This is a genomic window from Amycolatopsis sp. NPDC003861 (assembly GCF_053605405.1).
In genome coordinates, this window is the sequence record NZ_JBSGJD010000031.1 from 1 (window position 1) to 12,422 (window position 12,422).

A 12,422-nucleotide genomic window follows, 5' to 3' on the forward strand; every position below is an offset into this window, starting at 1 on the left:
CGGCCGCCGGGCTCGCCGCGGCCGCCGTCCCGCCCGCGCTGGCCGGTCCGGCAGCGGCCGCCGCGCGGTGCTACGAGCCGGCCTGGCCGTCGGTCGACCGGCACCCGCCCGCGCCGGAGTGGTTCCAGGACGCCAAGTTCGGCATCTACTGGCACTGGGGCGCCTTCACCACACCGGAGTACGGCAGTGAGTGGTACGGCCGGAACATGTACATCCCGGACAGCGGCGAGAACAAACACCACAAGGCGACCTACGGCGACCCGGCGGTGTGGGGCTACGACCGGTTCATCGACGGCGGCACCGACACCGCCGGCAACCACGTGCAGTTCGCCCCGAAACCGGTCTCCCGGGGCGGGCAGTTCGACCCGGAGGAGTGGGCGCGGGTGGTCAAGGCGTCCGGGGCGAAGTTCGCCGGGCCGGTCGCCGAGCACCACGACGGGTTTTCGATGTGGGACAGCAAGGTCAACGAGTGGAACTCGGTGGCCCGCGGGCCGCGGCTGAACCTGCTGAAGCTGTTCTCCGACGCGATCCGCGGGCAGGGCCTGAAGCTGCTGGTCGCGATGCACCACGCGTTCAACTACAACGGCTTCTACGACTTCGCCCGCCGCAGAACACCCCGACCCTGCGCAAGCTGTACGGCCAGCTGCCGCGCGCCGAGGAGGACGCGCTCTGGCTGGCCAAGCTCAAAGAGGTGATCGACCGCGCGAAGCCCGACGTCCTCTGGCAGGACTTCTCGCTGAACTCGCCGGGCTACTGCATCAACAGCGGCCCGTGCGCGGTGGGGGAGCGGCAGCGCCTCGAATTCCTGGCCTACTACTACAACCAGGCGCAGAAGTGGGGCAAGGACGTCGTCTCGACGTTCAAGCACTTCGACCACGGGTTCAACACCAGCGGCGAGGTCGCGGACTACGAGCGCGGCGGGCCGGCCGACATCGTCACGCCGTACTGGCTCACCGACGACGCGATTTCCAGCAGCAGCTGGAGTTACACCCAGGGCATCGGCTACTACTCGAGCACGCAGATGATCCACGCGCTGATCGACCGGGTCAGCAAGGGCGGCAACATGCTGCTCAACATCTCCCCGACGCTCGAAGGCACCATCCCCGCCGAGCAGCGGGCGGTGCTCGCCGACTTCGGGACCTACCTCGGCCGCGTCGGCGAGTCGATCTACTCGACGCGCGTCTGGGACGTCTACGGCGAGGGCCCGACCAAGATGGGCGGCGGCTCGTTCGTCTCGCCGAAGGTGGGCACGGCCAAGGACTTCCGGTTCACCCGCGACAAGGCGAGCCGGGTGCTGTACGCGACCGTGCTGGCCTGGCCCGGCGCCACCGCGGACCTCACCACGCTGTCCGGCAAGCGGATCGACCTGAGCAGCCTGCGGCGCGTCGAGCTGCTCGGCGCTCCCGGTGCGCTGAAGTACTCGCAGGACGCCGGTGCCCTGCACGTCACGCTGCCGGCGAAGCCGTACGACTCGCCCGCGTACGTGCTGAAGCTGACGTTCGCGGGCAAGATCCCGGTGGTGGGTCCCGCGTCCGGCGCCAAGGTGTTCGCCGACCGGAACTACGGCGGGGCGAGCGCGACACTGGGGGTCGGCAGTTACCCCGCGGCCCGATTGAAGAGCGCGCTGGCCGCGCCGATTTCCGCGATCTGGCCCGGGGACGGCTACCAGGCCCTCGGCTACCCGGCCGACGACTTCACCGGGACGCCGAGCCGGTTCGCCGTGGCCACCCCGGACGTGCCGCCGTCCGCCATCGTCTCGCTGCGCGTCGCGTTCGACCCCGCCCGGTGGTTCCGGATCGTCAACGTCACCAACGGCCTGGCCGTGGACGGCGGGGGAGCGGTCGCGGCGGGCAGCAAGCTGAAGATCTGGACCCCGGACGACAGCCCGAACCTGCAGTTCGGGATCGAGGACGTCGGCGACGGGTTCGTCAAGCTCACCAACCGCACCAACGGCCTGGTGATCGACGGGGCCGGGGCGACCACCGCGGGCGGCAACCCGGTGCAGTCGGCCTACACCGGCGCGGCGAGCCAGCAGTGGTCGGTCACCGACACCGGCGGCGGCGTGTTCGTGCTCGCCAACCGGGTCACCGGGCTCGTGCTCGACGGCGGCGGGAACGTGCCGTCGGGTTCGCCGCTGAAGGTGTGGAACGACGACGGCAGTCCCAACCTCCGCTGGTCGGTCTCCGTTGCCTGACGGGTTCCCGGGCGCCGTGACCGGGCTCCGGTCACGGCGCTCCGCCGTCGAGCTCCCGGACCTCGGCCAGGTGCGCGCGCAGCCAGCGTTCGGACGTGTCGACGTGCATCAGCGCGGCGGCGGTGGCCACCGCCGGGTCGCGGTCGGCGAGCGCGTCGTAGATGGCCTTGTGCTGCGACAGCGTCACGTGCGTCGCGCCGCGTTCGACGGTGCCGCGCCAGACTCGCGCGCGCAGGGTGCGGGAGGAGATCCCGTCCAGCAGCGCGGTGAGGGTCTCGTTGCCGGTGGCGGTGACGACGGCCCGGTGGAAGGCGGCGTCGAGGACGGTGAGGCGCTCGACGTCCTCGACCGCTTCGTGCATGGCGTCGAGCAGCTCGCCGACGGTGCGCAGCTGCGCGTCGGTGATCCGGGTGGCGGCCAGGCCGGTGGCCGCGGGCTCGAGGAGCCGGCGTACCTCGGTGAGCTCGAGGACGCTGCCGCCCTGCATGAGCGCGACCGCGTTGCCGAGGCCTTCGAGGAGCAGGCTCGGCGCGAGGCTGGTGACGTACGTGCCGTCGCCGCGGCGAACTTCGAGCACCCGGGCCAGCGCGAGCGCCTTCACGGCCTCCCGCGTGGGGCTGCGGGAGATCCCCAGCTCGGTGGCCAGTTCGTGTTCGGGGGGCAGCTTGGCGCCCGCCGGGAACCGGCCGGACCGGACGAACTCCCGGATCCGGTCGATCGCTTCGTCGGTCAGCGACTTCGCCATGGCCCTCCTCGTCTACGGAATCAGTCTAACAGTCATATGATGTATGTGTGCCAAGGAGGCATCGTTGTTGCGTAAGGGTGGCTGATTCACCAGTTTCGAATATAAGACATGTGATGTCTTGTCCAGCGTTCTTACTTACTTGTAAGTTAGAACGCATGACGACGTTCACCGCCGACGAGGCCGAGGCGCTGAGCGCCCAGTGGGAGAAGGCGTGGAACGGCCACGACGCCGACGCGGTCGCCGCGCTGTGCGCGGACGACCTCGTCTACGACGAACCCGCGCTGGGGCACACCACCCACGGGCCGGAGTCCATCCGCCGGTTCGTGACGCGCATGGCGCGCGCCTACCCGGACTACTCGTTCGCGCGCGTGGGGCTCTACACCGAGGTGACCCGCCGCGCGGTGCTCGTCGCGTGGCGCTTCACCGGCACGTTCGCCAAGACCGGCAAGGTCGTCGAGTTCCACGGCGACGACCGGCTGGAACTGGGCGACGATGGGCTGATCCACGCGTACCGCTGCCTGTACGACAACAAGTTCGTGCTGAGCCAGCTCGGTGAGTGACGCGAGCCCGGCCCGGCTGCCCGCCGCGGCCCGCCGAGCAGGCATCATCGAGGCGGCCGACGCCGAGTTCGCCGCGAACGGCCTGGCGGGCACCCGCTTGGAGGCCATCGCCGGCCGGGCCGGGATTTCGCACCCGCGGATCGTGCAGATGTTCGGCTCCAAGAGAAAGCTGTTCCTCGAGGTGCTGCACGCGGCGTACGACCGCATCGAAGCGGCCTTCGCCGGCGCCGAGCCGACGTTGTCCGCACTGGGCGTGGCGTATGTGCGGCTCCTGCAGAGCGATCCGACGGTCGGCCTGGTGGTGCTGCAGGGCTACGCGGCGTCGGCGGACGAGCCGGTCCGGGAGGCGGTCCGCCGCCGGCACCTGGCGTTGATGGCGACGATCGCGCGGCTGACGGGCGCGGATGCGTTGCGGGTGCGGACGTTCTTCGCGACGGGCCTCGTCCAGACGGTGTCGACGGCGCTGGAGTTGCCGGAGCAGCGCGCCGACACGGCGTGGAGCGCGTGGCTCCTCGGCCTGGTCGATCCCGATGTGCCGGCCCGGTAGGTTTTCCGCATGACCCTGCACGTCGGGTGCGCGATGTGGACCCACAAGGCGTGGCCGTTGCCGCCCTCGGTGCCGGCCCGCGAGCGGCTGCGCGCCTACGCCGGCTGGTGCAACGCGGTCGAAGGCAACACGACGTTCTACGCGACCCCGGCTCGGGCGACCGTCGAGACGTGGGCGCAGCAGACCGGCCCGGACTTCCGGTTCGTGGTCAAGCTGCCCAAGCTGGTCACCCACGAGCGCCGGTTCACCGGAGTCGAGACGGAGATGCGGGCGTTCCTGGACGCGATCGAGCCGCTCGCCGACCGGGCGGTGTTGTGGACCCAGCTCCCGGGCTCGTTCGCCCCCGCGGACGTCGAGGCGCTGGTCCGCTTCCTGCGCCGCTTGCCGCCCGGTTCGAGGCGTGCGGTGGAGGTGCGGCACCCGGAGTTCTTCACCGAGGCGGCGTCGACAGCGCTGCTGGAGCGGGCCCTCGGGGTAGCGGACGCGGAGTGGGTCCCGTTCGACACGACGGCGTTCTTCCGGAGCCCGCCGGTCAGCGAGGCGGAGCAGGAGGCGTGGGCGAAGAAGCCGCGCCTGCCCCGCCGGACGCGTGCGCTGACCGACCGTCCGATCGTCCGTTACCTGGGCCGCGACGCGGTGGCGGAGACGGTCGAGGGGTGGCAGCCGTGGACGGAGGTGGTGGCGGAGTGGCTGCGCGAGGGCCGCTCGCCGACGGTTTTCGTCCACACGCCGGACAACAACGAGGCGCGGGAGTTGGCGCGTCGGTTCCATGATGAGGTGCGGGCGTTGGTGCCTGGTGTCGCGGCGCTGCCGGAGCCGGAGCCGGTGGAGCCCGCGACGTTGTTCTAGGGACGCAGTACCCGCTGCGGCACCTGGAGAGGACCGGGTACGGGCGGCCGCCCGGCTGTTGGGTCGGGAGATTCGTGGCGGCTTTCACCTCGGCGAGGTCGGTACGCTGGCGTGATGGAGGCGGAACTGGCTCGCGAGCTGGAGCGGGTGGGGGCGGTCGCACTGAGGGCGACGGCGTGCGGCCTGGCCTGGGTGGTCGCGCTGGTGATCCTCCTGATTTCGGACAGCAGCGGCATCTTGCCGGTCGTTGCGTTTGCGGTGATCGCGGCGTCGGTGTGCTTTGTGCCGGGGGCGGTGCTGTGGTGGATGCGCTACGAGTCGGTCCGGCGCACCGGCTGGCGAGCCGTGACGGTCCAGGCAGTGATCGCGAGCGAACCGGCAGGGGTCCTCGCCGCCGCCCTCGCGGCGGTCCCCGGGCCATCGGTGGATCCCGAGCGGAAGCTCGACTACGTCGTTCGGTACGGCAACGGCGAAGGTGCTCGCTTGCGGGGTGGGGCCAGCTTCTGGCACCGCCCTCCGCAGTCGGCGTTCGATCGCGCGCAGTCCGGGTGGGTCGGTGGCACGGGCCGCTCGTGCGTCGTCCTGTTCGCCGGCGGTGGCTGGGGTCCCCGCCGGCCGCGTGCTGTGCCCGCGACGTTCCTCGCCGACTTCCCGGCACGCCCGCAGTAGCCGACCGGGGCCTCCGAGATCGGACTTGGGCGGAGTTCCGGTCCGCGGGCGGCGGTGAGGGGTCGCGTCGCCGTTGTCGGGGCGAGGAGACGTAGGCCGGTGACGTGGATTCCTGGTGTTCGGCCACCAGGTGGGCCGGTTGGCTGATCTGCTCGGTGTTTGACCGAGCAGGTCAGCACAGGTGAATAAGCGCACCGCTGCGGAGACTGTCACAGTCGCCCCATGACGCATGCGGTGGTGCTGGGCGCGAGCATGGGTGGACTGCTGGCGGCGCGGGCGTTGGTCGGTTCCTACGATCGGATCACGGTGGTCGACCGGGATGCCCTGGCGGCCGACGTCGTGCACCGGCGGGGGGTGCCGCAGGCCAGGCATTTCCACACCATTCTGCTGCGCGGCAAGGATGCGCTCGACGAGATGTTCCCCGGTTTCTCGGCCGAGCTGGTCGCGGCGGGCGCGGTGCCGGTGGGGTTCAATGTGGACGCGCGGTTCGTGCTGGCGGGTCACCCGATGGTGCGCTCGGACACCGGCGCGGCGGACATCCAGGCGACCCGGCCGATGCTGGAGGGCGCGGTCCGGGCGCGGGTGGCGACCTGTCCCGGCGTGCGGATCGTGCCCGGCTGCGACGTGGTCGGGCCGGTGTTCGAGGGCGACCGGGTGACCGGTGTCCGGGTCGACCGCGGCGGTGCGGAGGAGGTGTTGGCCGCCGACCTCGTCATCGACGCGATGGGCCGGTCCGGTCGGGCCCGGTCGTGGCTCGCGTCGGTCGGCCTGCCGACGCCCGCCGAGGACCGGATCGACGTCAACATGATGTACGCCAGCAGGCTCGTGCGGCCGGAGACACCGTTCCAGGACAAGCTGGTGCTGGTCGGTCCGGTGCCCGGTCGGCCGACCGGGTTCGCGTTCGCCGCGCAGGAGGGCGGCGACTGGATGGTCACCCAGGTGGGCATGGCAGGTGACCACCCGCCGACCGACGAAGCGGGCTTCCTGGCGTTCCTCAAGCGGTCCGCGCCACCGGACGTGCAGGACGCCGTGGCCGCCTCCGAACCGGTGAGCGAGATCCGCACGCACCGGTTCCCGGCGAGCCTGCGCCGCCGCTACGAGCACCTGCGGCAGTTCCCGCCGGGTTTGCTCGTATTCGGTGACGCGATGTGCAGCTTCAATCCGATCTACGGCCAAGGCATGACCGTCGCGGCGTTGGAGTCCGAGGCCCTGCGGCGGTGCCTGGTGACCGGCGACGCGGACCTGTCCACGCGGTTCTTCCGCGCCGCGGCCAAGATCATCGACCCGGTGTGGCAACTCAACGCGCTCGGAGACCTGGCGCTGCCGGAGATCCCCGGCCACCGCTCGCTGTCGACCAAGACGCTGAACCGATACGTGGCCCGGCTGCAACGCGTCGCCGCGCACGACCCCGTGGCCGCCGCCGCGTTCATCCGCACCATCGGGCTCCTGCAACCGCCGACGTCGATCCTGCGCCCGGACGTGCTGGCGCGCGTCGTGGCCGGGGGCCTGCGTCGCACCTGAGCCGCCGAGGCCCGCGCACGTCCCAGAGTTCGGCGAAGCGCGGGCTGCCGGAGGTCAGGTCGGCGATCAAGCGCCGCAGCGCCACGGTCGGTCGGGTAGCGCGAGGCGTCAGGCGCAGGTCGGCCACGAGCCGGGCTCCACCGAGCTGTTGGCACGTGCAGGCGCCTCGCGTTAGTACGTACCGCCCAGGCCAGGCCGCAGCCGACCGAGGAGGTCGACAGCCTGTGGGTACTCAACTGACATCGACTGCTGGCCGTTCACGATTGGCCAGAACGCGCTGTCGTCGGCATGTGCGCACGTTCGGGAGCAGGGGGTCACGTCTGCAGGAACGTGTCCTTCAAGGTGAGATTCGGTCGAGTTCGTACGACTGTCCGGCCGCTGCATCCTCCTGCGTGGTACTCCACCAGGACGATCGGCTCGTTGTTGTGGTCGTCGACCGTGAGACGGGTCGTTTGTTCGCGGTAGACGTCGACGATGATCCTTGACGCCTGTTTCCACCGGATGCGGACACTGCGCTCGACCAAGTCCCAGGAGACGTGGAGTTCCTCGGTTGCGGAGACGGGTATGCGCACCTCTCGCACCCACTTCTCGCCGGACGCCTCCTCGGTTTGTGGGGCGATACCGAACACGGAAAGCCAGGCCTCGTCATCGGCAACTACGAACTCCACGTGAGCAGGCTATCGACGGCTCGGCTACAGCTCTCCGCGGTATGAGAGTCCGTTGATCGGTGCATGCGTTCCGGTGGCTGTCGCAGCAGCTGCTCGCCTGGGCGACCGTGGTGATCAATGGTCCGGGGCCGGAGGACGGGTTCATCGGCGGGGCCATGAGCGGCCGGTGATGGTCACTGTCTCGATGTGGTGGTGTGGTGTGGCGTCTGGAGGTACCGCGTCGGTGGTGATCAGCCATTCGTCGGCCGAGGACACAGCAGCCAAGTCACCGGCGTCGAATCTGAGGAGGACCCCGCCGACGGAGGGCTCCGTGGAGGACACCCGGATCAAGGTGGCATCGCGGAGACTGGAACCGGCGTATCTCGTGAGAAGGCTTGGTGCCTGAGCGGGACCGACTTTGCCTTCGCCGTACTCGCCCATGTCATAGGAGCTATCGGGCACTGATTCTTCCAGGTGAAGCAGGTCGCCCGTGCCGTGCCACCGCAGAGCAGGTACATGGCGAAAATGCAGCCAGAACCTCAGCAGTGCGTTCTGCTCGCCTTGGTACCAGTGCCACTCTTCGGTCACCGATTCCAGCGCCAGGCCCAGCCGGGCTCGAAGCAGCGCCGTGTGCCGGGTGCCGTCGTCCGGTGCGAACATCGCCGCAGGATACGGTCCTGGAGAGGCGTGCCGCGAGCGAAAATCGAGGCACGATGCCACTGATCTGCCCAGTGGTACCACCAAACTCTGCTCATCCGCTCGTCGGCAGTAGCGGGCGTTCGCGTGCGACTAGCGGCATGAGCGGATGTTCATGCCGTGAACGCTCGGTCGATAAGACCGTTAGTTGGGACTGACCTTGATAAGCCGGCCTTGTGTAATGGGATTTCCACATACGGCGCCTCGGCCGGTTGCTAGCACGTCGGTTGATAGGCGAGGCCAGGCACGAGCCGGGACCACGCTTGCTCGTCGAGCCCGGTTCCAGGGATCGAAGCCGGATGAGGCCCCGCAGTTCGTCGGCATCGGAAAGGGCGGTGTCTAGAGACCGAAGCTCAACGTCCGCGTCTTGGGACAACACGGCAACAGTGATCATGTCGTCCCCGGCACTTACTCGGTTCGGCAACCAACCTTGAGTCGCGCGCCCTGCCGACGGCTTCGCACTGAGACCTCGATGTCACGCTGGTCCCAGCGTCGGCTGCCTCGGAGCAAGTCGCGCGCTTCGTCCGAAGCCGACGCCATGATCACTGAGAAGGTGGACGCAGCCGCGCACCTGGCACCCGCATACCCCGCTGATCATTTTTTGGAGGTCAACAGGTTGGGCTCGGCTGGGCGAAGCGCCAGGACGCCAGTACGCGACCTCGGCAAGTATCTCCGCCGATGCTAGGCGAGAGCACACCTTCGGTAAACCCGATTGTCGCAGCTCACGAAGCTATTTCCGGTCCATGGCATTTTGGGGTCTTCATTGCTGTGCAAGTCCTGGGGTTCTGGCGCGCTGGAGCATTTCCATCAGCGGTGAAAGTGCGCCTCAGTGCCGGAATATTTTTCCCTTGGGGATCGTGGGTGGGGTAGCCTCCGTCTGTGAGCCGTGATCGTGAGGCGCCGAAACCGTTGACCAATCGCGCGATCATCATCGGCGCGATCACTGTCATCCTGATCGGCGGCGCCATCCTGACGATCTTGTTGGTGCTGTACGGCACCGGCGCCCCTCAGGATCTGGCACGGCTGGAGGCAGTGCGGACCACGGGCGCGGTAGTCGTCGGTACCGGCGGTGCGATCGCACTACTGCTCGCTGCGCGACGGCAGCGGTCCACTGAGTTGACGCTGCAGCACCAGCAGGAGGTTGCCGAGCGCGCCGAGTACGACGCCAGCGAACGGCGCATAACCGAGTTGTACACGAAAGCCGCGGATCAGCTCGGGAGTGACCGCGCGCCGGTCCGTCTTGCCGGACTCTACGCGCTGGCCAGGCTCGGCGAGACAGCCGAGTCACAGCGACAGACCATTGTGAACGTGGTGTGCGCCTACCTCCGGATGCCGTTCGCCGAACCCGAGGACGCCGATGCGCGGCAAGAAAAGCAGGTGCGCCGCGCCGCGCAGGAGATCCTCTACACGCACCGCCGACCGGACCGTCCGGACTTGTTCTGGGCGGTCACTATCGACCTGGACGACGCGAACCTGACGGAGACACTCCTGCTCGGCGCCGACTTCGCCGGGGCTTCGCTGTTCCGTGCGACGCTCAACGAGGCCGAGTTGATGGGCGCCGACTTCACCAATGCCGATCTGTCTGCGACCTCGCTGATCGGCACCCAGTTCGTCAACGCCAACCTCACCGACGCAACCCTCGACCGCGCCAACCTCGACGGCGCACTCCTGGCCGGCGCCACGCTGTCCGGAACCCTGCTCTCCGGCGCACGCTGGTCCACGCGCACCCAGTGGCCAACTGCCGAGTTCGCCCACCACGTAACCGCGGCGTCGACAGACCAAGGCGACGGAACGTTCCTCATCGGCGATCTGCGCCTGCCCAGCTCGTCGCCGCGCACCGGCGCCAATGCAAATGTCACGGTCGACCCGGTAAGTGATCCGAACTGAGGGCACGCCGCCCGCCATGCGCTCATCGGCATAAGCTTGCGTTCGGAAGGCGCTCCGGGGGCGCATGGGCCACTCTGCGACCCAGAGGGCGTCGGGGCGCCTGTACCATCGTGCGGACTGGGCGACACAAGGTAATCTCATCGCTCGCTGTCGAAGGGTGAGCGCCCACTCGAAGCGCTGTTCGTGACGACTCGCGAAGCCGACAGGGACAGGAGTGGCACGATGTGGCTCTCGAACCGTTTTCGCAGGGTGGTCATCGTCGGAGCGGGCTTGGGAGGCACCGCCACCGCCGTCCGCCTCCTCCAGTTCGCGCGAGAGCCCTTGCAGGTGGTGTTGATCGAGCGGCATCCCGAGTATCGCAGCGCCGGCGTGGCCTACCACCGGGCGGGCAACCACTGGCATCACGTCTTCAACATCCAGGCGGGCCGGATGTCGATGTTCCGTGAGGACGTCGATGACTTCTTGGCCTGGGCGAACAGCGAAGCCGACCGCACCGGCTGGCCCCCGGAGTGGAGCGGCTTCACGTTCACCGAGTCCGGGCCCGCGCCGCGCCGGATCTATGCCGACTACCTTGCGGACCGCCTCGTCCAAGCCGCTTGCGAAGCGACGGACGGCGTGACTCTGGTCGAAGCCGACGGCGAGGTGGTCGACGTGGAAGTCGACGGCGGCCACGCACACGTCGTCGTCGACCGGTTCTCTCTGAGCCGCAACGATTCCGATACCGCGCCCGACCGCGTCACTCTCCGCGCCGACCACGTCGTCATCGCGACAGGCCTGGAAGAACGGGACCTTCCGTTCGCGGCCGACGTGATGAACCACCCTTCCTTCCTGCGGCACCCCTACTCCGAAGAGGGAATCGCGCGAATTCTCGGCATCGGGCAAGACGCCACGGTCGCCATCATCGGTACGTTGCTCACCGCGTACGACTCGGCCGCGCTGCTGCTGCGGCGCGGCCACACGGGGAAAATCGCCATGATCTCCCGATCCGGCCGGGTGCTTCGGACCTATCCGCCGGACCACCGGCACCGCGTTCTCGACCTGCCGGCGCCTCGGCTGCACAGCGACAGCTACGAAGGCCGCGGAGGGCTGCTTGAGCGCGTCACGGCCGAATGGGAGCGAGCGTGTGCGGTCGTCGCTCGCGAACACCCCGACGTGGCGCCGGTGGTCGTGTCGGAACGGGTCGCGAAATCCTGGGAGCCCTACCTGCCCGAGGTATTGGCCCGGATCCCCTCCGCCGACCTGCGGGCGCTCCTCGACCAGTACGGGACGCTGCTGGCCGCCCTGCGGGTCGGCGCGGTCGCGTACACGACCGAGATCGTCGACGCGGCGATGGACGACGGCGGGCCGATCACCCTCATCGCCGGGAAAGTGGACCGGATCGTCGGCACTGAGGCGGGCACGCTGATGGTGTCGGTGGCCGGGTCGTCGTCGACGCAAACCCTCGAAGCGGACCTCGTGATCTCGAACTTCGGGCGGGAGCCGGACTACGGACGGGTCGGGTCGGCGCTCTGGGCGGGTCTCCTGCGGAAGAAGATCGCCGTGCCGCACCGGCGCACCGGGCGCGGCGTGGAGGTCGACGGATCCGGTGCCCTCGTCGGGCCGTCCGGGGTCGCGTCCGGTCCGATCTCCGTGATCGGCGGTCCGCGGGAGGGCGACGAGATCGTCCGGCTCGGCCGGATCGGCGCGTTCACGTTCAACCTCGCCGCGATCAAGAACCATTCGGTCGGCGTCGCCGCGACCCTGCTGCGCCGACTCGAATCCTGTTACGACGAGCATGCCGAGGACCTGGCCGAGACCTTGACCGAAGATCTCGGGGTGCGGCAGGCGTTCACCCGTTCGGTCACGCTCGATGTGCGTCGAATGACCGCTCGGCGTAGTCGCGACCGCGAAGCCCTGGCGACCCGGCTCGAGGCAAGCCTTGCGGGAATTCGTGACGCCACCGATGACAGCGAGGCCCCCTGGACCGATCGCGCCCTGCGATCCGCCGTGAACACGGCCGCCATGAGGAAGCTCAACGACCTGTCCGTCACACCGCGCGAACTTCGTGGCTTGCTCGGGCTCGATGAGCCGCTGGAATCGCTCGGCCGACTCCCCTGAGAGTCCACAG

The 12,422-nt window shown here is 69.1% G+C and carries 12 protein-coding genes; 9 read left to right on the top strand and 3 right to left on the bottom strand.

What is annotated here, in order from left to right; all coding sequences use genetic code 11:
* Positions 1-695 (top strand): alpha-L-fucosidase (locus ACWEVN_RS11010; protein WP_452051098.1); only part of this gene is annotated, 695 nt, incomplete at its 5' end.
* On the top strand, positions 692-2,194 hold the full coding sequence (locus tag ACWEVN_RS11015) for an alpha-L-fucosidase (RefSeq protein WP_452051099.1): 1,503 nt from the start codon (positions 692-694) through the stop codon (positions 2,192-2,194). The genes ACWEVN_RS11010 and ACWEVN_RS11015, both read left to right, overlap by 4 nt.
* Positions 2,195-2,225: 31 nt before the next feature.
* Here ACWEVN_RS11015 and ACWEVN_RS11020 read toward each other — a convergent pair whose 3' ends face one another.
* On the bottom strand, positions 2,226-2,939 hold the full coding sequence (locus ACWEVN_RS11020; RefSeq protein WP_310976880.1) for a FadR/GntR family transcriptional regulator: 714 nt from the start codon (positions 2,937-2,939) through the stop codon (positions 2,226-2,228).
* Positions 2,940-3,094: 155 nt separating this feature from the next.
* Here ACWEVN_RS11020 and ACWEVN_RS11025 point away from each other — a divergent pair, with 155 nt between their 5' ends.
* From ACWEVN_RS11025 to ACWEVN_RS11045, 5 genes are all read left to right on the top strand, one after another.
* The gene (locus tag ACWEVN_RS11025; RefSeq protein WP_449682420.1) at positions 3,095-3,499 is read left to right on the top strand and encodes a nuclear transport factor 2 family protein; all 405 of its coding nucleotides are present in this window, start codon (positions 3,095-3,097) and stop codon (positions 3,497-3,499) included.
* The gene (locus ACWEVN_RS11030; RefSeq protein WP_452051100.1) at positions 3,492-4,046 is read left to right on the top strand and encodes a TetR/AcrR family transcriptional regulator; all 555 of its coding nucleotides are present in this window, start codon (positions 3,492-3,494) and stop codon (positions 4,044-4,046) included. Before ACWEVN_RS11025 ends, ACWEVN_RS11030 begins: the two co-directional genes overlap by 8 nt.
* A gap of 33 nt (positions 4,047-4,079) precedes the next feature.
* Positions 4,080-4,895, top strand: a complete 816-nt coding sequence (locus ACWEVN_RS11035; RefSeq protein ID WP_452051118.1) for a DUF72 domain-containing protein — start codon at positions 4,080-4,082, stop codon at positions 4,893-4,895.
* 114 nt (positions 4,896-5,009) lie between these two features.
* The gene (locus ACWEVN_RS11040; RefSeq protein ID WP_452051101.1) at positions 5,010-5,564 is read left to right on the top strand and encodes a hypothetical protein; all 555 of its coding nucleotides are present in this window, start codon (positions 5,010-5,012) and stop codon (positions 5,562-5,564) included.
* A gap of 222 nt (positions 5,565-5,786) precedes the next feature.
* Positions 5,787-7,085: an FAD-dependent oxidoreductase gene (locus ACWEVN_RS11045; RefSeq protein ID WP_452051102.1), complete on the top strand. Its 1,299-nt coding sequence runs from the start codon at positions 5,787-5,789 to the stop codon at positions 7,083-7,085.
* A 314-nt stretch (positions 7,086-7,399) separates the two neighbouring features.
* On the opposite strand, the gene ACWEVN_RS11050 is transcribed toward ACWEVN_RS11045, so the two are convergent.
* Both ACWEVN_RS11050 and ACWEVN_RS11055 read right to left on the bottom strand, forming a co-directional pair.
* Positions 7,400-7,753 carry a hypothetical protein gene (locus tag ACWEVN_RS11050; protein WP_452051103.1) on the bottom strand — a complete coding sequence of 118 codons (354 nt, stop codon included), beginning with the start codon at positions 7,751-7,753 and terminating at the stop codon, positions 7,400-7,402.
* Positions 7,754-7,894: 141 nt separating this feature from the next.
* Positions 7,895-8,392, bottom strand: coding sequence for a hypothetical protein (locus ACWEVN_RS11055; protein ID WP_452051104.1), 498 nt, complete (start codon positions 8,390-8,392; stop codon positions 7,895-7,897).
* Between the two features lie 915 nt (positions 8,393-9,307).
* Between ACWEVN_RS11055 and ACWEVN_RS11060 the strand changes: the two genes are divergently transcribed.
* Both ACWEVN_RS11060 and ACWEVN_RS11065 read left to right on the top strand, forming a co-directional pair.
* Positions 9,308-10,315, top strand: a complete 1,008-nt coding sequence (locus ACWEVN_RS11060) for a pentapeptide repeat-containing protein (RefSeq protein ID WP_452051105.1) — start codon at positions 9,308-9,310, stop codon at positions 10,313-10,315.
* A gap of 222 nt (positions 10,316-10,537) precedes the next feature.
* A complete protein-coding gene (locus tag ACWEVN_RS11065; RefSeq protein ID WP_452051106.1) occupies positions 10,538-12,412 on the top strand; it encodes an FAD/NAD(P)-binding protein in 1,875 nt (624 codons plus the stop codon).
* The last annotated feature ends 10 nt before the right edge of the window (positions 12,413-12,422 follow it).

Excerpts from the sequence above, each read along its gene's own strand:
- ACWEVN_RS11020 (WP_310976880.1), bottom strand. The coding sequence starts at position 2,939 with ATGGCGAAGTCGCTGACCGACGAAGCGATCGACCGGATCCGGGAGTTC.
- ACWEVN_RS11025 (WP_449682420.1), top strand. The coding sequence starts at position 3,095 with ATGACGACGTTCACCGCCGACGAGGCCGAGGCGCTGAGCGCCCAGTGG.
- ACWEVN_RS11035 (WP_452051118.1), top strand. The coding sequence starts at position 4,080 with ATGTGGACCCACAAGGCGTGGCCGTTGCCGCCCTCGGTGCCGGCCCGC.
- ACWEVN_RS11040 (WP_452051101.1), top strand. The coding sequence starts at position 5,010 with ATGGAGGCGGAACTGGCTCGCGAGCTGGAGCGGGTGGGGGCGGTCGCA.
- ACWEVN_RS11045 (WP_452051102.1), top strand. The coding sequence starts at position 5,787 with ATGACGCATGCGGTGGTGCTGGGCGCGAGCATGGGTGGACTGCTGGCG.
- ACWEVN_RS11055 (WP_452051104.1), bottom strand. The coding sequence starts at position 8,392 with ATGTTCGCACCGGACGACGGCACCCGGCACACGGCGCTGCTTCGAGCC.
- ACWEVN_RS11065 (WP_452051106.1), top strand. The coding sequence starts at position 10,538 with ATGTGGCTCTCGAACCGTTTTCGCAGGGTGGTCATCGTCGGAGCGGGC.